Origin of the sequence: Nonomuraea sp. NPDC049725, assembly GCF_040674795.1 — a bacterium.
GTDB classification, from domain to species: Bacteria; Actinomycetota; Actinomycetes; order Streptosporangiales; family Streptosporangiaceae; genus Nonomuraea; species Nonomuraea ceibae.
The window spans coordinates 291972-310489 of record NZ_JBFANJ010000006.1; the positions used below are offsets into that span (position 1 = coordinate 291972).

17 protein-coding genes are annotated in these 18518 nt (G+C 71.4%); 7 read left to right on the plus strand and 10 right to left on the minus strand.

Translation table 11 applies throughout. The annotated features are described in order from the left end of the window. Positions 1 to 8 precede the first annotated feature (8 nt). Complete coding sequence (locus tag AB0J53_RS18290; RefSeq protein WP_219500713.1) at positions 9 to 1244, minus strand: M20 family metallopeptidase; 1236 nt, start codon at positions 1242 to 1244, stop codon at positions 9 to 11. 500 nt (positions 1245 to 1744) lie between these two features. Here AB0J53_RS18290 and AB0J53_RS18295 point away from each other — a divergent pair, with 500 nt between their 5' ends. Continuing rightward, entirely contained in the window at positions 1745 to 3109 is a 1365-nt protein-coding gene (locus AB0J53_RS18295) for a peptide ligase PGM1-related protein (RefSeq protein ID WP_364173432.1), read from the plus strand. Here the strand turns inward: AB0J53_RS18295 and AB0J53_RS18300 are convergent. Beyond that, on the minus strand, positions 3021 to 3272 hold the full coding sequence (locus tag AB0J53_RS18300) for an SCO4848 family membrane protein (protein ID WP_246644007.1): 252 nt from the start codon (positions 3270 to 3272) through the stop codon (positions 3021 to 3023). The two genes, AB0J53_RS18295 and AB0J53_RS18300, sit on opposite strands and share 89 nt — an antisense overlap. 98 nt (positions 3273 to 3370) lie before the next feature. Between AB0J53_RS18300 and AB0J53_RS18305 the strand changes: the two genes are divergently transcribed. Beyond that, on the plus strand, positions 3371 to 4480 hold the full coding sequence (locus AB0J53_RS18305) for a D-alanyl-D-alanine carboxypeptidase (RefSeq protein WP_246644005.1): 1110 nt from the start codon (positions 3371 to 3373) through the stop codon (positions 4478 to 4480). Here the strand turns inward: AB0J53_RS18305 and AB0J53_RS18310 are convergent. The 3 genes from AB0J53_RS18310 to AB0J53_RS18320 all read right to left on the minus strand — a co-directional run bounded on the left by AB0J53_RS18310 (position 4469) and on the right by AB0J53_RS18320 (position 7841). Continuing rightward, positions 4469 to 5407: a YhjD/YihY/BrkB family envelope integrity protein gene (locus tag AB0J53_RS18310; RefSeq protein ID WP_364173437.1), complete on the minus strand. Its 939-nt coding sequence runs from the start codon at positions 5405 to 5407 to the stop codon at positions 4469 to 4471. The genes AB0J53_RS18305 and AB0J53_RS18310 overlap by 12 nt on opposite strands. Before the next feature lie 101 nt (positions 5408 to 5508). After that, positions 5509 to 6513, minus strand: coding sequence for a tryptophan--tRNA ligase (gene trpS, locus AB0J53_RS18315; RefSeq protein ID WP_357584224.1), 1005 nt, complete (start codon positions 6511 to 6513; stop codon positions 5509 to 5511). Positions 6514 to 6527: 14 nt separating this feature from the next. Continuing rightward, positions 6528 to 7841, minus strand: a complete 1314-nt coding sequence (locus AB0J53_RS18320; protein WP_364173439.1) for a hemolysin family protein — start codon at positions 7839 to 7841, stop codon at positions 6528 to 6530. Between the two features lie 86 nt (positions 7842 to 7927). On the opposite strand from AB0J53_RS18320, the gene galE reads away from it, so the two are divergent. Both galE and AB0J53_RS18330 read left to right on the plus strand, forming a co-directional pair. Continuing rightward, complete coding sequence (gene galE, locus AB0J53_RS18325; protein WP_364173442.1) at positions 7928 to 8875, plus strand: UDP-glucose 4-epimerase GalE; 948 nt, start codon at positions 7928 to 7930, stop codon at positions 8873 to 8875. 59 nt (positions 8876 to 8934) lie between these two features. Continuing rightward, on the plus strand, positions 8935 to 9060 hold the full coding sequence (locus AB0J53_RS18330) for a hypothetical protein (protein ID WP_281426784.1): 126 nt from the start codon (positions 8935 to 8937) through the stop codon (positions 9058 to 9060). A 109-nt stretch (positions 9061 to 9169) separates the two neighbouring features. Here the strand turns inward: AB0J53_RS18330 and AB0J53_RS18335 are convergent, their stop codons facing one another. Beyond that, on the minus strand, positions 9170 to 10144 hold the full coding sequence (locus AB0J53_RS18335; RefSeq protein WP_364173445.1) for a malate dehydrogenase: 975 nt from the start codon (positions 10142 to 10144) through the stop codon (positions 9170 to 9172). Between the two features lie 54 nt (positions 10145 to 10198). Beyond that, positions 10199 to 12178 (minus strand): serine/threonine-protein kinase, encoded by a 1980-nt coding sequence (locus AB0J53_RS18340; RefSeq protein ID WP_364173448.1) that lies wholly within the window; start codon positions 12176 to 12178, stop codon positions 10199 to 10201. Positions 12179 to 12302: 124 nt separating this feature from the next. On the opposite strand from AB0J53_RS18340, the gene AB0J53_RS18345 reads away from it, so the two are divergent. Then, positions 12303 to 13412 (plus strand): SMI1/KNR4 family protein, encoded by a 1110-nt coding sequence (locus tag AB0J53_RS18345; protein ID WP_364173451.1) that lies wholly within the window; start codon positions 12303 to 12305, stop codon positions 13410 to 13412. On the opposite strand, the gene AB0J53_RS18350 is transcribed toward AB0J53_RS18345, so the two are convergent. Together AB0J53_RS18350 and AB0J53_RS18355 are read right to left on the minus strand one after the other, a co-directional pair. Then, a complete protein-coding gene (locus AB0J53_RS18350) occupies positions 13384 to 14316 on the minus strand; it encodes a DUF5996 family protein (protein WP_364173454.1) in 933 nt (310 codons plus the stop codon). The two genes, AB0J53_RS18345 and AB0J53_RS18350, sit on opposite strands and share 29 nt — an antisense overlap. A 35-nt stretch (positions 14317 to 14351) precedes the next feature. Then, on the minus strand, positions 14352 to 14855 hold the full coding sequence (locus AB0J53_RS18355; RefSeq protein ID WP_364173457.1) for a hypothetical protein: 504 nt from the start codon (positions 14853 to 14855) through the stop codon (positions 14352 to 14354). A 328-nt stretch (positions 14856 to 15183) separates the two neighbouring features. Between AB0J53_RS18355 and AB0J53_RS18360 the strand changes: the two genes are divergently transcribed. Together AB0J53_RS18360 and AB0J53_RS18365 are read left to right on the plus strand one after the other, a co-directional pair. Beyond that, on the plus strand, positions 15184 to 16512 hold the full coding sequence (locus AB0J53_RS18360; protein WP_364173460.1) for a hypothetical protein: 1329 nt from the start codon (positions 15184 to 15186) through the stop codon (positions 16510 to 16512). A gap of 117 nt (positions 16513 to 16629) precedes the next feature. Then, a complete protein-coding gene (locus AB0J53_RS18365; RefSeq protein ID WP_364173463.1) occupies positions 16630 to 17508 on the plus strand; it encodes a hypothetical protein in 879 nt (292 codons plus the stop codon). On the opposite strand, the gene AB0J53_RS18370 is transcribed toward AB0J53_RS18365, so the two are convergent. Continuing rightward, the gene (locus tag AB0J53_RS18370; protein WP_357584243.1) at positions 17483 to 18484 is read right to left on the minus strand and encodes a polysaccharide deacetylase family protein; all 1002 of its coding nucleotides are present in this window, start codon (positions 18482 to 18484) and stop codon (positions 17483 to 17485) included. The genes AB0J53_RS18365 and AB0J53_RS18370 overlap by 26 nt on opposite strands. Positions 18485 to 18518 lie beyond the last annotated feature (34 nt).

Consider the following 18518-nt stretch of genomic DNA (forward strand, 5'->3'; position numbering starts at 1 on the left):
GGCCCGCCTCAGGCCAGGGCGGAGGTGATCTCGTCCGCGGCCGGGAGGCGGGTGCCCTCGAACAGGGCGGTGAGCGCGGTCGTCGCCATGAGGCGCACGCCCATGGCGATGGCCCGCTCGTCCACGTCGAACGTGCCCTGGTGGATGTCGTAGGTGATGCCGGACTCCGGGGAGCGGGTGCCGAGCCTGGCGAACGCGCCGGGGATCGACTCCAGGTACCAGGCGAAGTCCTCGCCGCCGAGCGACTGCTGGGTGGGCACCACCGCGCCCGGGCCGAGCGCCCGCTGGGCCGCCTCGGTCAGCATCTCCACGCAGCCGTCGTCGTTGACCACGGGCGGCACGCCGCGCGTGTAGTCCATCGTCGCCTCGACGCCGTAGGCGCCGGCGACCGACTCCAGCAGGGACTTGATCAGGTCGGGGGCGGCGTGCCAGGCGTTCTCGTCGAGGCAGCGCACGGTGCCCTCGGCCACGCCGTCGTCGGGGATGGCGTTGGCGGCCGAGCCCGCCGACACGCGGCCCCACACGAGGCTGAGCGAGGAGCGCGGGTCGACCCGGCGCGACAGCGCGGCGGGCAGCTCGGTGAGGATCTTGGCGAGCGCGAAGACCAGGTCGGCGGTGAGGTGCGGCCTGGCGGTGTGGCCGCCGGGGCCGGAGACCCGGATCGTCAGCTTGTCGCAGGCCGAGGTGATCGGGCCCGACTTGAGGCCGATCTGGCCGACGTCCACGCGCGGGTCGCAGTGCAGGCCGAAGATGCGGTCGACGCCGCTGATGCCGCCCTGCGCCATGACCTCCAGGGCGCCGCCGGGCAGCTCCTCGGCGGGCTGGAAGATCAGGCGCACCCGGCCGGGCAGCAGCCCGGCGGCGGCCTGCTGGGCCAGGAAGAGCGAGGTGCCGAGCAGAACCGTGGTGTGCACGTCGTGCCCGCACGCGTGGCAGGAGCCGGGCACGGTGGAGCGGTAGGGCAGCTCCTTCTCGTCCTGGAGCGGGAGCGCGTCGATGTCGGCGCGCAGTGCCACTGTCGGGCCGTCGCCCCGGCCCACGTCGCAGATCAGCCCGGTGCCGCGGGGCAGCACCGAGGGGACCAGCCCGGCGGCGCTGAGCCGCTCGGCGATCCGCTGCGTCGTGCGGTATTCGGCGAAGGCCAGCTCGGGGTGCATGTGCAGATCACGGCGGAAGGCCACCAGGTCCTGCTCGATCCCCGCCAGGAACGCGTCGAGTTCCCCTCGAAGCTCACGTCCCTGCATCAGTCACCATCCCGTCCCATGCCGTGCGATCACCACTGCCCAACGCCGCACGGCCTAATAGCGCCGTCTTTCGTCATTTGTCCCTCAGTGGCGGCTGTCCGTTCCGAGCAGCTCATCGACACGGGGGCGCGACTCTCCGCCGTCTCCCGAAGAGGGCGGCTTCAGCCGGGAACACGGCGGTCAGCCACGGGCCCGGCGATGCTTCGACTTTATCGCTCTCGTGAGCGTTCGCGCCGACAACTACACCAAAAGTTAGCCGCCTGCATGCCCGTAACCACGGGTCGTCACGGACTGTGACCATCCGGCGTGGCCCGAAAATAGTCACAAGGGATCATTAAATCCTGACCCCGAGCCGGGCATCCCAAACGTGCTCCGCCATGACGAATGCTGTCACCTTCTGTCATGGTCATGACACTCCGGCGATTGCTGCATTTGAGAAGAATGCGTGTTTCACTCGCAATATGATCACTAATATCCCGTTCGGGGAGAAGTATGCCAGGTTGAGCATCTTCGAGCCGGGCGAGGGGACCCTGGTGGTCGTACCCTCGCTCTCCCTGCCGCAGGACGAGCTCCGCCGCATCACGGGAGCGCGGTGCTACGAGGAGCGCCTGCTCTTCCTGCTGCTGACCCTGCGCGAGCCCGGGGTCAAGGTGGTCTACCTGTCGTCCGCGCCGATCGACCCGGAGATCGTCGCCTACTACCTCGGCTTCCTGCCCGACCCGGAGGAGGCCGCCAAGCGGCTGGAGCTCATCACCCTCGACGAGCCGCACGCGCAACCGCTCACCAGGACGCTACTGTCGCGTCCCGACGTCATGGACCAGCTGCGGTCCGCGATCGACGGCGACGCCTTCATCGTGCCGTTCGTGCTGAGCGAGCTGGAGGAGGAGCTCGCCTCGTCACTCAACGTGCCCCTCTACGGCCCGGCCACGGCGCTGGCCTACTACGGCTCCAAGAGCGGCTCGCGCGAGCTCGGCTCGATGGCGGGCGTGCCCATGGCGCGCGGCTTCGGCGACCTGCACACGCTCGCCGAGCTGGAGGACGCCATCGAGTCGCTGCCCGGCGAGCGCGTCATCCTCAAGCTGAACGACGGCTACTCGGGGCTCGGCAACGCCATCCTGCCCAAAGGCGACCGCGCCGCGACCAGCTTCTCCGCCGCGGGCGAGACCTGGGAGACGTTCACCGCCAAGGTCGCCGAGCGCGGCGCCGTGGTCGAGGAGTTCATCGAGCACCGGCCGCTGTACTTCCCCAGCGCGCTGGCCCGCATCTCGCCCGGCGGGCACCACGAGGTGCTGGCCACCCACGACCAGGTGCTCGGCGGCGCCAACAACGACGTCTACCAGGGCTGCACGTTCCCGGCCGCGCCGGAGTACCGCGCCGAGGTGGGCGCCTCGGCCGACCGGATCGCCGCCATCCTGGCGAGCAAGGGCGCGGTCGGGCTGTTCGGCATGGACTTCTTCGCCATGAAGACCGACGCCGGCTACGCGGCCCTGCTGTGCGAGATCAACCTGCGGATCGGCGGCACCACCCATCCGTACGGGGCGGCCCAGCTCGTCACCGGAGCCCGGTACGACCCGGGCACCGGCCTGCTGATGGCCGGCGACCGGCCCACGTACTACACGGCCACCGACAACTGCTCGGCCGACTGCCTGCGCGGCCGCTCCCCCGGCGAGGTGCTGCGCACCGCCGAACGGCTCGGCCTCGGCTTCGACGCCGCGACCGGCACCGGGAACGTCTTCCACCTGCTCGGCGCCATCCCCGAGCACGGCAAGATGGGCTTCACGACGATCGCCGGCTCCCGTCGTGAGGCCGACGAGCTGCACGCCGCCACCAGGACGGCACTTTGCCGAGCCCCCGCAGGCCGATGATCCCCAGCACGACCGCCAGGATGATGTTGACCGCGATCAGGATGCCGTGCACCACGTAGAAGCCGGTGTCGTGGCCGTCCTGAAGGTTGAATCCCAGGTTGATCCACTCGAAGACCATGAACGCGGCGAGCGCGACGAGGAATCCGGCGATCTTTCGTGACATGACCATCTCTCTAGCGTCGTGGGCCGATCTTCGGGGGATGTGTCGGCACATGGGATACAACTCGAAGCTACGCTGAGACCGCCATGTGGACGAAACGGATGCCTGTCACGGCACTCATCGCAGCGGTCGGTCTCGGGGTCATCCTCGCAGGTCCCGCCCAGGCCGACCCGACCACCTCACCGGTGGGCGGTGACGCGCTGGGCGCCAAGGGGCTGGTCAGGCCGGGCGATTTCCGGGCGCCGCCCAAGACCAAGGCGACCTCGTTCCTCATCGCCGACCAGGAGACCGGCCAGGTGCTCGCGGCCAGGAACGCCCACGGCCGCTTCCTGCCGGCCAGCACGCTCAAGATCCTCACCGCGGTCACGCTCATCCCCAAGCTGGACAAGGACCTCAAGGTCAAGCCCAGCCGCAACGCCGTCAACCAGGAGGGCAGCGCGGTCGGCCTGCAACCCAAGCCGATCTACGAGGTCGAGGACCTGTTCAGGGCGCTGATGATGTCCTCGGGCAACGACGCGGCGATGGCGCTGGCCGAGACCAACGGCGGCCTGGCCAAGACCATGGCCGACATGAACGCCGAGGCCAAGCGCCTCCAGGCGAACGACACGGTCGCCATGACGCCCAGCGGGCTGGACAAGCCGGGGCAGAGCAGCTCGGCGTACGATCTGGCGCTCATCGCGCGGGCCGGGCTGGCGAACGCTGACTTCCGGCGATATATCAGCACAAAGACCGCCACGTTCCCCGCGCCGAAGAAGCCCTACCAGATCAGCAACCACAACAAGCTGCTCTGGCGCTACAAGGGCATGATCGGCGTCAAGAACGGCTGGACCTCCAAGGCCCACGGCAGCTTCGTCGGCGCGGCCACCCGCGACGGCCACACGATCATCGTGGTCGTCATGCGGCACAAGGGCTACTTCTGGGACGAGGTGGCCGGCCTGCTCGACTGGGGGTTCGCCGCCCGGGGCAAGGTCAGCCCGGTGGGGCAGCTCGTCGACCCGCTGCCCGACCAGCCGCCGGCCCAGGCCGCCCCGGTGACCACCCCGAGCGCCACGCCCAGCGCCGCGCCACCGCCGCCGCTGCTGGACAACGCCGCCGCCAAGCAGACCGGCACCACGCGCACGGTCGGCTCGCTGGTGATCGGCGGCGGGCTGCTGTTCGGGCTGCTCTGGCTCGGCTACGGCATCCGGCGCAGGCGGCGCTCACGCCTGTGACGTCCGGCCCGTCCTGAACGGCATCGGCGTCGGCTCGGGCGGCGGGGCGCCTCCCGCCGTGGCCGTCCACGCGGCCACGTACAGGACGAGCCGGGCCGAGAAGTTGATCCAGATCAGCAGCCCGACCATGACCGCGAACGCGCCGTACAGCGGGTTGCTCAGCGTCTGCGCGAGCAGCAGCGAGGCGAGCTGCTTGAGCAGGCCGAACCCGATCGCGCCGAGCAGCGCGCCCCGGGCGATCACCCGGAACGGCTGGACGGGCCGCGCCACCCAGCCGAGCACGATCACGAACAGCACCCAGTCGGCGGCCACGCTGCCCAGCACGCCCACCACGCCGGTCGCCGCCGTCACCACCGGGGAGCTGTCGCCGAACAGGAAGTTGGCCACGTTCCGCGTCGCCTGCGTGGCCAGCCCGCCCGCCAGCACCGACACGATCAGCGTCACCCCGAGCATGAGCAGCGAGACCAGGTCGCGCAGCTTGCCGAGGAAGAAGTTCAGCGGCGGCGAGGTCGCCATCGTCACCTCGCGCAGCGCCCCCCGCAGCGCGTCCACCGCCCCCAGCCCGGCATAGAGCAGGCCCAGCAGGCCGATGATCCCGGCGGTCGCCCTGGCCTCCCCGATGCCCGACAGGTCGAGCTCCTCCGACACGCCGGGCAGCCGCTCGGCGATCGCCGCCTCCAGCGCCTGGGTCACCGCCTCGTCGACGGACATCACGTACCCGAGCAGCGCGAACGCCAGCGCGATCAGCGGGAAGAACGACAGGAACGCGAAGTACGTCACCGCCCCGGCCAGCCGGTCGCCGAACGTGGCCTGGTAGCGCTGGACGGTCCTGATCAGGTGGTCGACCGACGGCCGCCGCACCCGCCAGCTCTCCACCGTGCGCCGCCCGCGCGCCTTGGCGGCCGCCACCCGCTCACTCACGATCACCCTGCACTCCTGCCCAGGCGGCCCCCGCTTACGCGGCGACCCGGCTCAGCCGGTGAGCGTGGTGAGCGTGGTGAGCGGTCGGCCTCGGCGCGGCCGTCGGCTCAGAGCGTCGGCAGGAAGCCCACCCGGTCGCGGACCTCGGCCATCGTCCGGCGGGCCACCGCGCGGGCCCGCTCGGCGCCGGCCGCCAGCAGCTTGTCCAGCTCGGCCTCGTCGCCCAGCAGCTTCTCGGTGCGCTCGCGGATCGGGGTGAACGCCTCGACCACGGCCTCGGCGACGTCCTTCTTGAACGTCCCGTAGCCCTGCCCCTCGTAGCGGGCCACCAGGTCGGGGATCGGCACGCCGGTCAGCGCCGACTGGATCCGCAGCAGGTTGGAGATGCCCGGCTTGTTCTCCTCGTCGAACAGCACCTCCGACCCGGTGTCGGTGACCGCGCGCATGACCTTCTTGCGCAGCGGCCCCGGCTGCTCCAGCACGTCCAGGATGCCGGCCGGGCTGGAGGAGGACTTCGACATCTTCGCCGACGGGTCCTGGAGGTCGGTGATCTTCTCGACCTCCTTGAGGATGTACGGCTCCGGGATCGTGAACGTGTCGCCGAAGCGGTGGTTGAAGCGCTGGCCCAGGTCGCGGGTGAGCTCCAGGTGCTGCTTCTGGTCGGCGCCCACCGGCACGCTGTTGGCCTGGTAGAGCAGGATGTCGGCCGCCTGGAGGATCGGGTAGGTGAACAGCCCGACGCTGGCCGCGCTCTCGCCGTACTTGGCCGACTTGTCCTTGAACTGCGTCATGCGGGCGGCCTCGCCCATGCCCGTCTGGCAGTTGAGGATCCAGGCGAGCTCACTGTGCTCGCGGACGTGCGACTGCACGAAGACCGTGGCGCGCTCGGGGTCGAGCCCGGCGGCGAGGAGCTGGGCGGCCGCGACGCGGGTGCGGCGGCGCAGCGCGGCGGGCTCGGTCTGCACGGTGATGGCGTGGAGGTCAACCACGCAGTAGAAGGCGTCGTGGGTCTCCTGCAAGGTGACCCACTGCCGGACCGCACCCAGGTAGTTGCCCAGGTGGAAGGAGTCCGCGGTGGGCTGGATGCCGGAGAGTACACGAGGTCTGGCCATAGCAGGCAATTGTGTCAGGAATCAGGTTCGGGCGGCGACTCGACCAGCGAGCGGCGCTTCACCCTTACCCGCGCGATACGCCTGCCGTCGAGTTCCGTGACCGTCAGTTCGAAACCGTGCACCTCGACCAGCTCGCCCAGCTCCGGCACGTGGCCCAGCATCGCCATGACGAACCCGCCCAGCGTCTCGTACGGGCCGTCGGGCAGCCTGATGCCCGTCTCGGTGCCGAAGTCGTTCAGGTTGGTCAGGCCGTCGATCTCGATCTCCCCGGCGGGCAGCACGACCGTGTCGTCCTCGACGTCGTACTCGTCCCTGATGTCGCCGATCAGCTCCTCGACCAGGTCCTCCATCGTGACGATGCCCGCCGTGCCGCCGTACTCGTCGATGACGATGACCATGTGCTGCCCCTCGTCGCGCATCTCGCCCAGCGTGGTGAGCAGCCGCTTGGAGGCGGGCACGAACTTGGCCGGCCGGATCGGCACCAGCTCGCTCAGAGGCTCGGTGCGGCCGGTGAGCACCGGGTCCAGCAGGTCCCTGACGTGCACGAACCCGATCACCTCGTCGTAGGACTCGCGGTAGACCGGGAAGCGGGAGTGCGGCAGCCCGGCGGCCAGCACCGCGGCCTCGGCCAGCGGGGTGTCGGCCTCCATGAACTCCACCTCGGTGCGCGGCAGCATGACCTCGCGCAGCTGCCTCTTGCCCGCGGCGAACACCTCGGCGATCAGCTTGCGCTCGTCGGGGGTCAGCTCGGCGTGCCCGACCACCATGTCGCGCAGCTCCTCGGTGGTGACCTCCTCCCGGTCGGCCTTCGGGTTGCCGCCGAGCAGCCGGACGACGCCGTCGGTGGACTTCGACAGCATCCAGATGACGGGCCTCGACAGCGCCGCGATGCGGTCCAGGAACGGCGCGACGACGAGCGACAGGCCCTCGGCGCGTTGCAGGGCCAGGCGTTTGGGAGCCAGCTCTCCGAGCACTAGGGACACGTACGAGATGGCCAGCGTCACCAGCACCAGCGCGAGCACGGGGGCGATGGCGGCGGGCACGCCCCAGCCCTTGAGCACGGGGGTGAGCTGCATGCCGAGCCGGTCGGCGCCGAACGCGGCCGACAGCATGGTGGCGACGGTCACGCCGATCTGCACGGCGGACAGGAAGCGGTTGGGGTCGCGGGCGAGCTTGGCGACGCGCTCGCCGCGGCGGCCCTTGTGCGACAGCTTGCGGACCTGGCTCTCGCGCAGGGAGACCATGGCCATCTCGGCTGCGGCGAAGAACCCGCCCACCAGGATGAAGAGCAGGACCAGGGCGATGTTCGCCGCGACGGTGTCAAACATGGTGTTTGGCAGCGTACTCGGCGGCTTTCCCGCGTATGCTGAACGGCAAGCCGTACAAAATCAAACATATTTCAACGGGAGTGAACATGAGGCTGCTGGTCACCGGAGGCGCCGGATACGTCGGCAGCGTCGTCGCGGCCCAGCTCGTCGAGGCGGGACACGAGGTGACCGTGCTCGACGACCTGTCCACCGGGCACGAGGACGCGGTGCCCGACGGGGCGCGGTTCGTCCGCGCGTCGATCACCGAGGCCGGCGACGCGCTCGACGGGGCGGACGCGGTGCTCCACTTCGCCGCCAAGTCGCTGGTCGGCGAGTCGGTGGAGAAGCCGGGGCTCTACTGGGCGCACAACCTGGGCGGCACGCTGGCGCTGCTGGAGGCCATGCGCGAGCGCGACGTGCGCAAGATCGTGTTCTCCTCGACGGCGGCGACCTACGGGGAGCCGGAGCGCTCGCCGATCGTGGAGAGCGCGCCGACGCGGCCCACCAACCCGTACGGGGCCTCCAAGCTGGCCGTCGACACGACGCTGACCGCGTTCGCCGCGCTGCGCGGGCTGGGCGCGGTGAGCCTGCGCTACTTCAACGTCGCCGGCGCCTACGGCCGCTTCCGCGAGCGCCACGCGATCGAGACGCACCTCATCCCCAACGTGCTCAAGGTGGCGACGGGCGAGCGCGAGTCGATCACCGTGTTCGGCGACGACTACCCGACGGCCGACGGCACCGGCGTGCGCGACTACGTGCACGTCCGCGACCTGGCGCGGGCCCACCTGCTGGCGCTCGACGCCTGCGCGGAGGGCGAGCACAAGATCTACAACCTGGGCAGCGGCACCGGGTTCACGGTGAACGAGGTGATCGAGGTCTGCCGCGAGGTCACCGGCCACGAGATCCCGGCCGTCGTCGGGCCGCGGCGGGCCGGCGACCCGGCGGTGCTGGTCGCCTCGTCGGACAAGATCCAGGGCGAGCTGGGCTGGAAGCCCGAGCACACGACGCTGCGCGAGATGGTCGCCGACGCCTGGGCGGCGCTTTCCGGCAAATGACTCCTGTCGCGGCGCAATATGTGCTGTGATACCGAAATGTGAGGAGCATTTCACCAAGGGTGACGAAGGCGCTCGCGGTCGTCCTCGTCATGCTGGGCAGCCTGGCCGCCGCCGCGGGCGTGGTCTTCGCCACGCCCGAGCCCGTCAAGGCCGGTTCGCCGTCCCCCTGTCACGCGCCACCCTGACCGCACGAGCACGACCGGCACGAGCACGAGCAGCACGAGCACGGCAAAGGCGCGCACCCCGTCATCCGGGGCGCGCGCCTTCGCGACAGATCAGGTCAGGCCGGGCTGCTCAGATCAGGCCCAGCTCGCGCACCGCGTCGCGCTCCTCGGCCAGCTCGCGCACCGAGGCGTCGATCCGCTCACGCGAGAACGCGTCGATCTCCAGCCCCTGGATGATCTCGTAACGCCCGCCCGCCGAACGCACCGGGAACGACGAGATGAGCCCCTCCGGCACCCCGTAGGAGCCGTCGGACACCACGGCCGCCGACGTCCACTCGGTGCCGTTGACCCAGTCGTGCACGTGGTCGATCGCGGCGTTGGCGGCCGACGCCGCCGACGAGGCGCCGCGCGCCTCGATGATCGCCGCACCGCGCTTGGCCACCGTCGGGATGAACGTCTCGCGCAGCCACTCGCCGTCGACCTGCTCCGCCGCGACCTTGCCGCCCACCTCGGCGTGGAAGAGGTCGGGGTACTGCGTCGCGGAGTGGTTGCCCCAGATCGTCATGTTGCGGATGTCGGAGACCGGCACCTGCAGCTTGGCCGCGAGCTGCGACAGCGCGCGGTTGTGGTCGAGGCGGGTCATCGCCGTGAAGCGCTCGGCCGGCACGTCGGGAGCGTTCTGCTGGGCGATGAGCGCGTTGGTGTTGGCCGGGTTGCCGACCACCAGCACCTTGATGTCGTCGGCGGCGTGGTCGTTGATCGCCTTGCCCTGCGGGCCGAAGATGCCGCCGTTGGCGCCGAGCAGGTCGCCGCGCTCCATGCCCGCCTTACGCGGCATGGCGCCGACCAGCAGCGCGACGTTGGCGCCGGCGAACGCCACGTTGGGGTCGTCGCTGATCTCGATGCCCGACAGCAGCGGGAACGCGCAGTCGTCGAGCTCCATGGCGGTGCCCTCGGCCGCCTTGACCGCCTGCGGGATCTCCAGCAGGCTCAGCTTCACCGGGACGTCAGGGCCCAGCAGCTGGCCCGACGCGATGCGGAACAGCAGCGCGTAGCCGATCTGACCGGCTGCTCCGGTGACGGTCACCTTGACGGGCGTGGCCATGGCCTTCCCCTAACTCCCGGGTCGATTCGTTGACTTTCGGACTCTACCCGGTCGTCATCCGCAGTCATTCATCGCGGGCACCTTCGACTGCGTGGCGAAGTCCACAGTGCCGAAATGGCGGCCCAGCAGCTGGTGGATCGCCTTGGTCCGGTACATGTCGGCGATCACTCCGTTGATCGCCTTGCACGTCCTGACGTCGCCCTTCCTGAGGCCGACCGCGTAGCGCTCCGGGTCGTCGAGCCGCGCGCCCAGCACCTTGTAGCGCTGGCTCTCGCGCGCGGCGAACCCGGCCAGGATCAGGTCCTCGCCGGGCACCGCGTCGATCGCGCCGCTGCGCAGCAGGTCCATGCACTCGGCGTAGTTGCCCGCCGGCACCGACTCGACCTCCACCCTGTCCTGCACCAGGCCGACCGTCGGGCTGTTGATCCCGCAGACCCTCTTGCCCTTCAGGTCGGACAGGGCGGCGATCCGCCCCTTGCGCACCAGCACGTCCTGGTAGGCCAGGTAGTACGGCCCGGCGAACGTCACGTCGTCGGCATCGGAGATCGAATAGGTCGCCACCACCAGGTCCACCCCGCCCTCGGCCAGCTCCCGCGCCCTGCTCCCCCGCGAGACCGCCACGAACTCCGTCTGCTTCGCGCCGAGCTTGGCCGCGATCTCCTTGGCCAGGTCCACGTCGAACCCCTCGAACCCGCCGTCACGCAGCAGCCCGATCCCCGGCAGGTCGGCCTTCACCCCGATCACGATCTTGCCGGTCCTGCCGACCTTGTCCATCACCGACGCGTACGCCTCCGGCGGCTTGCCGCTGCCCTCGGCCGGGTCGGGGCCCAGCTCGCCCAGCGCCACCGGCCAGCCCTTCCACACCATCGCCGCGACGGCCGCCGCCACCAGCACCAGCGCACCGGCCAGCACCGCCCACCGGGCCCCGCGCCCGCCCCGCGCCGGCGCCCCGCCGTCCACGGGGAGCTGGAACGCGCCACTGCCCGTCCCCCCGCCCTCCGGGCGCGGCGGGCTCTCGGCCACCCCGGCACTCTCGGCCCCGTGGTAGGCGACCTCCCCCGACGGCGCCGCGGAGGCGCCGGCGTGGCTCGTACCGGATGTCCGCACCGCGCTCGCGGGCGCGGCCGTGGCGCCCGTGGTGCGTGACACGCGCATGAACGGCGTCGTGTCGTCGCTGGCCACCTGCACACCCCGGTTGAGCACGTCCGTGGACGCCCCCACGTGCTCCGGCTGCCCGAGCAGCCGCAGCAGGATCTGGTCCGCCGACGGCCGCTCACCCGGCGACTTGGCCAGCGCCGACCGCACCACCCCGCGCAGCGGCTCGGGCAGCATCCCCACGTCCACCTCGTGGTTGAGGATCTTGTTGAGCACCGTCGCGATGGAGTTGCCGTCGAACACCGACTGCCCGGTGGCCGCGAACGCGATCGTCGCCCCCCAGGCGAACACGTCCGTGTAAGGCCCGACGTCGTCGCCGGCGATCTGCTCGGGCGCCATGTAGGCGGGGGTCCCGATGGCCCGGCTGGTGATGGTCCCCGTCGAGTCGATGATCCGCGCGATGCCGAAGTCGACCACGCGCGGCCCGTCGGAGGCGATCAGCACGTTGTCGGGCTTGAGGTCGCGGTGCACGATCGAGGCGTGGTGGATCGCGACCAGCGCGGTCGCGGTGCCGATGGCCAGCCGGTCCAGCACGGTCCCGCGCAGCGGCCCGTCGCTCTCGACGAGCTCGCGCAGCGGCCGCCCGTCGATGTACTCGCTGGCGATGTAGGGGGTGTCGCCGTCGAGGTCGGCCTCCATCACCCGCGCCGTGCAGAACGACGCCACGCGCTGCGCCGCCTTCAGCTCCCGCGCGAAGCGCGACCTGGCGACCGTGTCGCCGCTGAACTTCACGTGCAGCAGCTTGACCGCCGCCTGCTCCCCCGCGTCGTTGACGCCCAGGTAGACGATGCCCTGGCCGCCTTCGCCGATGCGCCCGGACAGCCGGAACGATCCCAGCTGGGTGGGATCACCGGCGACCAGCGGCGACATCTGCGGCATTCGTCTTCCCCACGTGTGCACAAAGCCCGACGACGCAAACTTTACGACGCCCAGGAAGTTTCCAGAGAACTGTTAAGGCTTCGTGACGTCAGGAATGTCGGCGCCATCTGCTGGGATGCCGCTCATGGACCGTCACGCCTGGAAGCCCTTCCTGGAGCGGTGGAGCGACGAATGGCGGATCGCCAACCCTCCCGCCGACCCCGCCACGCCCTCCTGGCTGGGGTTCGGCCCGGCCTCCGAGGCCGAGGTCGCCGCCCTGGAGGCCCGGCTGGGGCGCACGCTGCCGCCGTCGTACCGGGAGTTCCTTCTGGTCACCGACGGCTGGACGCACGCCGGCCCGTTCGTCTGGCGGCTGCGCGGCACCAGGGAGATCGGCTGGCTGCGCGACCTGGAGCCGCACCTGATCGGCGAGGACGAGAACGAGGACGAGGACGACCTGCTCGCGCGGTCGCTGCTGGTGTCGCTGGAGGCCGACGCCGGCGTCGTCTTCCTCGATCCGGACGACGTCGACGAGCACGGCGAGTGGGCGGCCTACGACGAGTTCTCGTGGACGGCGATGGGCCCGGTGCGGCACGCGTCCTTCCACGCGAAGATGTACGACTTCTACGCGGGCTTCCACAGCCTGGACCGGCCCGACTGCGAGACCCGGCGCGAGTGGGACGCCAGCGTCGAGCGGGCCCGGCTGGCGATCCTGGCCGGGGAGCTGGACGAGCCCCTGGCGGTGCTGGAGGAGGCCGTGCGCTTCGGCCGTGACCGGGCCGATCTGCTGCTCTACCAGCTCCGGATCATGCTGGGCGACCCTCATGACGACGTGAGCCACCATGTGGAGCGGCCGCTGTCGAGCTCGGCCGGCTGGGAGCCCGACCCCGTCCTGCTGAGCGGCGAGATCCTGCCGCTGTTGCGTGCCGAGCACGCGCGGACGCCGCAGTGGCGGAGCTCCACGCTCGACGGCCTCCGCCAGCGGGGCGCCGGCCCGGTCAAGGAGCTGATCGGGGCGGCGGGCCAGGCCCCGCTCCGCTACGGCGTGCCGGAGTTCGACGCGGCGGTGCGGGCCGTCGACTGGTCGGCGGCCGACGCCTGGCCCCGGCTGAAGGAGGCGCCGGCGCTGTGGCGGCCGCTGACGGACGACCACGTCGCCCCGGTGAGCCTGCTGGCCGATCCGCGCATCGCGCCGCTGATCACGCCGGAGCGGGGCCGGGAGATCCTCACGGCGTGTCGAGGCACGGGTCGGTGACGCCGCCGGGGCTGGCCAGCTCGTCCTCGGGCAGGCGGGTCAGCTTCGCCCCTGCCTGGTAGGCGCTTTCGAGGAAGTCCAGCACGGTCGACACCGGGTCGTCGGCGGCCCGGACGTCGTCGTAGCGCAGCACCGCCAGGTGGCTGCCCCGCGCCGGGAGCCATTCGGCCCGCTCCGGCCGCAGCGGCTCCCGTTCCAGCCCGTCGGGCTCGGGCGCGGTGTAGGAGTAGAACGCCGGCCAGGGCCGCTCGTCGTCGCCGAACCAGAAGCCGGAGCTGATGACCTCCCAGCTGTACGCCTCCCGGGTGACGGGGTCGACGTCGGGCGAGGCGCCCACGATCTTGCCGGTGAACCGGGTGACCGCGATGTCGAAGGTGTGCCAGAAGTGGTGCACCGGGCTGGTCTTGCCGCAGAACCCGGCGGCGAAGCGGTCGAGCACCTGGGCGACCTGTGACAGGACGCGCCAGTAGCGGTTGGCGAGCGCGGGGTCGTAGGCGGCGTGCGCGGTGTCCTCGGCGAACGGCGTGCTGTCGCCCAGGTCGAACGGCACCGCCAGGATGTCGGGCCGGACGCCGAACCGGTCCAGCGTCGCGAACAGCTCCTCGTAGAACGACGCCACGGACTGCCCGACCAGGCTGAACTCGGCGCTGCGCCCGTCGAGCACGTCCACAACGAGCCGGTGCCTGACGAAGTCGAAGTCGATGCAGAACAGCGGCAGCTCCCCCATCCCGCCCATCGGCCGGGTGGTGAGCCCCCGCCCGGTCAGGTGGAACGGGATCGACCACCAGTGGTTACGCCGGGTCGCCGAGACCAGCCGCACCTTGCCCACGATCTGGGCGAAGCGGTGGATGGTCTCCTTGGTGTCGGCCCACTCCTCAAGCGGCATAGCCGGAAACAACTCCATGTCGCCCATAGTATCCATACTGCTACATATGGTTATCAGCAGGCCAGATGCAAAGCGCTGAGTTGCCAGGGCTCGCCGAGCGAGTTCCCCTGCGGCACCACGTCGGTGGTCACGCTTCCCCACCAGTGCTCGACCCGGAACACGATCGCGGCCGGCTCCTCGGCGGCGACGGCGGCCGCGCAGTCGGTCACCTCCAGCTTGAGATCCAGCCGCACGCTGCCGCGCCCCGGGACGGTGTACGGGAACGGGCGGCCCTCCCCTTCCTTGATCGCGAGGAGGTCCAGTCCAGGGCCCCGCAGCCCGACGCCGGTGATCGTGACGGGCAGCCAGCCCTCGTTGACGATGGTCGGCGACGCGTCGATGCCGGAGCGGAACCGCCGGCCGTGGTCGTCGAGGGTCGACAAGGCGCTGCCCACTCCGCTCACGCTGCTCGCCTTCTGGACCAGGAGCGGCGTCACCAGCCCGCTGAACCAGATCGCGCCAACCGCCACCGCCGCGAGCGGCACCCAGATTCCCGCCCACCTGACCCGTTTGCTCATTATTGATCCCCCTGTCAGCCGAATGTGCATTCTGCTACTTTTCCCGGGTGGTGAACGGCAGTTGCTGACGACATTTCTTCTGGCGACGGCGGTCGGGGGCGCGCTGGCCATGCGGAATCCCCGCGTTTCCGGGGAGCGGGCCGAATTCTTCGCACGTCACGCCGCGATCGAGGCGAATCCGGCCGACCTCAGTCGGATCGGCCATTACCTCGCCGTACGCGACCGTTACACGGTGGCGGGGATCGGCGCGTGCATAATCTTCGCTTTCGCCGGCGAAAACTCCTTTCTCAGCGTTCTCCCTTCGCTGGCAGCCGGCTGGTTCGTCGGCATGCTCGCCGCCGCCGCGTTCCTGGCGCGCGACGGCGGCGGCGTGCTGGAGGTCCTGCCGGAGTCGCTCACGCTCATGTGGCGGGCCGCCGCCGTGATCGCCTCGGCGGTCGCCGTGGCGGCCGTGCTGCGCTCGTTCCGGCACGAGGTGCCGATCGAGCAGCGGCTCTGGGCGGTCGTCACGCTCGCCGTCGTGCTCGCCGTCCACGTGCTCCTCACGCGGCTGCGGGCGCGGCCCGGCGACCGGACCGGGGCGGCGCTGCGCGCCGGCGCCGCGCGTCACCTGGCCGCGTCCGGCGTCGCCGTGGCGCTGTGGACCGCGCCGGGCAGCGGCCTGCCCCGCCTGTTCGCCTCGGCGGAGGTGGTGCGGCTCGCGATCATGTACGGCCTGCCGCTCCTGACGGTGGTCCTGGCCGCGGTGGACACCTCGGCGGCGGCGCCGCGCCCGCGCGCCCGCCCCTGGCCGGCGGTGACGGCGCTGCTGCTCGCCGGCGGCCTCGCCCTCCTGCCGTACGGGATCCCGGGCCCGCCGGTTCCGTTCACCGGTGGAGGGTCCCGGGACGTACTCGCACACGCCGTCTTCGCGACCTCCGCGCAGGGCGCCCCCGGCTGGCACCTGTACGACGCGAACGGCGACGGCATCCTGCTGCCCGAGGCGCGCGACGACGAGGGGGCGCCGTTCGCGCTCAGCGGTGACGGGAGCCGCGCCGTCTACCTGGACCGCGACACCGGCCGGATGATGCTCGCCGGGCTGCGGGGCGACCTGCTGGACCCGCTCACGGAGCCGGTGTCGCCGAGGGACCTCCCCGAGCCGATGCTGTCCCGCGACGGCCGCTACGTGAGCCTGACGACCGACGGCGGCGGGACGGAGGTCGTCGACTCGGCCACCGGAGAGCGGGTCCACCTGCCGGAGGTCCGCCGCGTGCTGGGGCTCGGCCCCTACGGGATGATCGCCACCACCGGCCGCCGCGCGTTCACCGTCGCCCCCGACACCGAGCTGCTGACGCTCGGCCCGCGGGGCGAGGTCCGCACCCGGGCGCCTTTCGACCCCACGCTGCGGCCGCTGGCCTCCCCCGACGGGCGGAGGCTGGCGCTCGTGACCGACGACGAGGTGCTGACCATGAACCCGCGCACCGGCCTGGTCCGCGACCGGGCCCCGCTGCGCCTCCCCGAGCACGAGGAGCCGCCGGTCCCGCTGGGCTGGGCCGAGGACGGGCGCCTGCTGATCGAGCTCGCCGACGCCGGCCACTTCCTGGTGGCCCTGGACACCGGCAGGAGCGAACCCGTCGAGGACCTGCCCGCCGGCTCGGTCCCGGGCAGGATCGCATGAGGCTCGCCGCGGTGGTCGCCGCCGCCGTCCTGGCCGTGGCCTGGCTGCTCACGCCGCTGTGGCCCCGAGGCCCCCGTCACGTTCCTCCGGCCGGAGTCCGGGCGGGACGTCCGCCCGGTGCAGGAGCTGCGCGGCCCGCTGCCCGCGCCCGTGCGGTACGCGTACCGGCCCGTCTGCGACGAGCCCACGGCGGCCTGCCGGCACTGGACCCTGGTGACCACGACCGGCGAGCGCTGGTGGGTGCCCGGCGCCGGCGCCGGCGACGACGGGATCACGCTCAGCCGGGACGGCAGGCGGCTGGCGTACCTGCGGGACCGTCACCTGACCCTCAGGGATCTGACCGCCGGGACCGTCAAGCGGATCCGCGTCGGGAAGGAGGGCTACCCGGCCTTCTTCCGCGACAGCCGCCACCTGCTCGTCCGGGACGCCTCACTGATCGTCGACGTCGAGCGCGGCAGCACGCGTCGGCTGAAGGGCTCAGGCCGGGTGGCCGGCCGGACCGCCGAGGGCGTCGTGCTGGCCACGTCGAGGAGCAGCCGCGCGCCCGGTCATCTCACGGCCGTCACGTACACCGTCCACTCGCCGGAAGGCGAGGCGGTGCGGCGGGCCGAGCTGCCCGGCAACCTGGACGGCGCCGCGCCGTCCCCGTCCGGGCGCGCGCTGGCGGTGGTCCCGGACGAGGTGACGCGGCACGGCAGGGCCGCCCGCGCCGTGGTGCTGATCGACCCGGCGACGCGCGCGGCCACCCGGACCGTGACGCCGCGCCTGCCCGCCGGATGGCGGGCCGAGGAGATCGTGCGCTGGGAGGACGAGGACACCCTCGTCATCCGGGCGACCGGCCCCTGGCAGGAGGACGCCTACCACGTGCTCGACCTGGCCACCGGTGACGCCCGCCGCCTCGGCATCACCGTGCCGGGCGTCACCGACGAGCTCCTGAACCCGGCGAACCTGATCGTCGAGATCGGCGACGTCAGTACGGCAGGGCGTACGTCTTGAACAGCTGGCGCAGGAACGGCGCCTTGAACTTGGGGTACGCCACGGTCGACACGTCGCCGTCCGAGGTGTAACGCATGTCCGGGTTGGCCTTGAGCCAGTCGAGCCAGGCCGTCGAGCAGAACTGGGCGCAGTCGCCCTTCTTGTCCATGGCCCTGATGCGCGGGATGCCCAGCGGCTCGAACGAGCGGCTGAACGGCGAGGCGGAAGGCGTGTAGCCGGCCAGGAAGACGCCCGCGTGCTTGTAGCCGTCGCCGCGCGCGGCCCACTCCTTCTTGTTCGGCTGGTTGCCGTACGGCAGGGCGATCGTGACCGGCTTGACCTGCGCCAGCGCGGTGATCTCCTTGCCGATGGAGCCGATCTGCTCCTCGACCTGCTTGTGCGTGCGCCCGCGCAGGTTGTGGTGGTCGCGGGTGTGGTTGCCGATGTCGAAGCCGTTGTTCTTCAGCCACAGGAGCATCTGGGCCTGCTCCTCGCGGCCGGTCTTGCCGAACATGTCGCGGGTGACGTAGAAGGTGGCGACGGGGCGGAAGCCGGGGTGCTTGGCGGCGACCTCCTGGAGGATCGCGACCGCGGTGCCGGGCTTGGGCGCGCCGGTGCCGTCCAGCGTGAGCTGGGAGGGCGAGGAGTCGTCGAACGTGAGCACCACCGGGTGCTTGCCCGCCGGGATGTCGATCTTCCCGGTGACCATCTCGGCCGCGGTGATGGGCACGTACCCGTCCTTGACCAGCCGTTCGAGGTCGGCGCGGAACTGCGCCGGGGTGCGGTCGTCGGTGGTGGCGGGCTTGTCGACGATGCGGTGCCACATGAGGACCGGGATCTGGCCGAGCTCGTTGGCCTTGGCCTTCGCGGCGGCGGCGACCTTGGCCGCCTTGGTCTTCTGCAGCTTGGCGGCGGCCTCCGCCTTGGTGTCCTTGACCTGGGCGACGGGCTCCGAGCCGCATCCGGCCACGATCGCAGCGACTGCGACCACACCCACGCCACTGATGAAACGCAGTCGCATTCGAACCCCC

Bases quoted from the DNA above. Each gene is read 5' to 3' on its own strand.
- trpS (WP_357584224.1), bottom strand. From the start codon at position 6,513: ATGGCCAGACCTCGTGTACTCTCCGGCATCCAGCCCACCGCGGACTCC.
- AB0J53_RS18355 (WP_364173457.1), bottom strand. From the start codon at position 14,855: ATGAGCAAACGGGTCAGGTGGGCGGGAATCTGGGTGCCGCTCGCGGCG.
- AB0J53_RS18300 (WP_246644007.1), bottom strand. From the start codon at position 3,272: ATGTCACGAAAGATCGCCGGATTCCTCGTCGCGCTCGCCGCGTTCATG.
- AB0J53_RS18345 (WP_364173451.1), top strand. From the start codon at position 12,303: ATGGACCGTCACGCCTGGAAGCCCTTCCTGGAGCGGTGGAGCGACGAA.
- AB0J53_RS18340 (WP_364173448.1), bottom strand. From the start codon at position 12,178: ATGCCGCAGATGTCGCCGCTGGTCGCCGGTGATCCCACCCAGCTGGGA.
- AB0J53_RS18335 (WP_364173445.1), bottom strand. From the start codon at position 10,144: ATGGCCACGCCCGTCAAGGTGACCGTCACCGGAGCAGCCGGTCAGATC.
- AB0J53_RS18360 (WP_364173460.1), top strand. From the start codon at position 15,184: ATGCTCGCCGCCGCCGCGTTCCTGGCGCGCGACGGCGGCGGCGTGCTG.
- AB0J53_RS18290 (WP_219500713.1), bottom strand. From the start codon at position 1,244: ATGCAGGGACGTGAGCTTCGAGGGGAACTCGACGCGTTCCTGGCGGGG.
- AB0J53_RS18320 (WP_364173439.1), bottom strand. From the start codon at position 7,841: ATGTTTGACACCGTCGCGGCGAACATCGCCCTGGTCCTGCTCTTCATC.
- galE (WP_364173442.1), top strand. From the start codon at position 7,928: ATGAGGCTGCTGGTCACCGGAGGCGCCGGATACGTCGGCAGCGTCGTC.
- AB0J53_RS18350 (WP_364173454.1), bottom strand. From the start codon at position 14,316: ATGGAGTTGTTTCCGGCTATGCCGCTTGAGGAGTGGGCCGACACCAAG.
- AB0J53_RS18305 (WP_246644005.1), top strand. From the start codon at position 3,371: ATGCCTGTCACGGCACTCATCGCAGCGGTCGGTCTCGGGGTCATCCTC.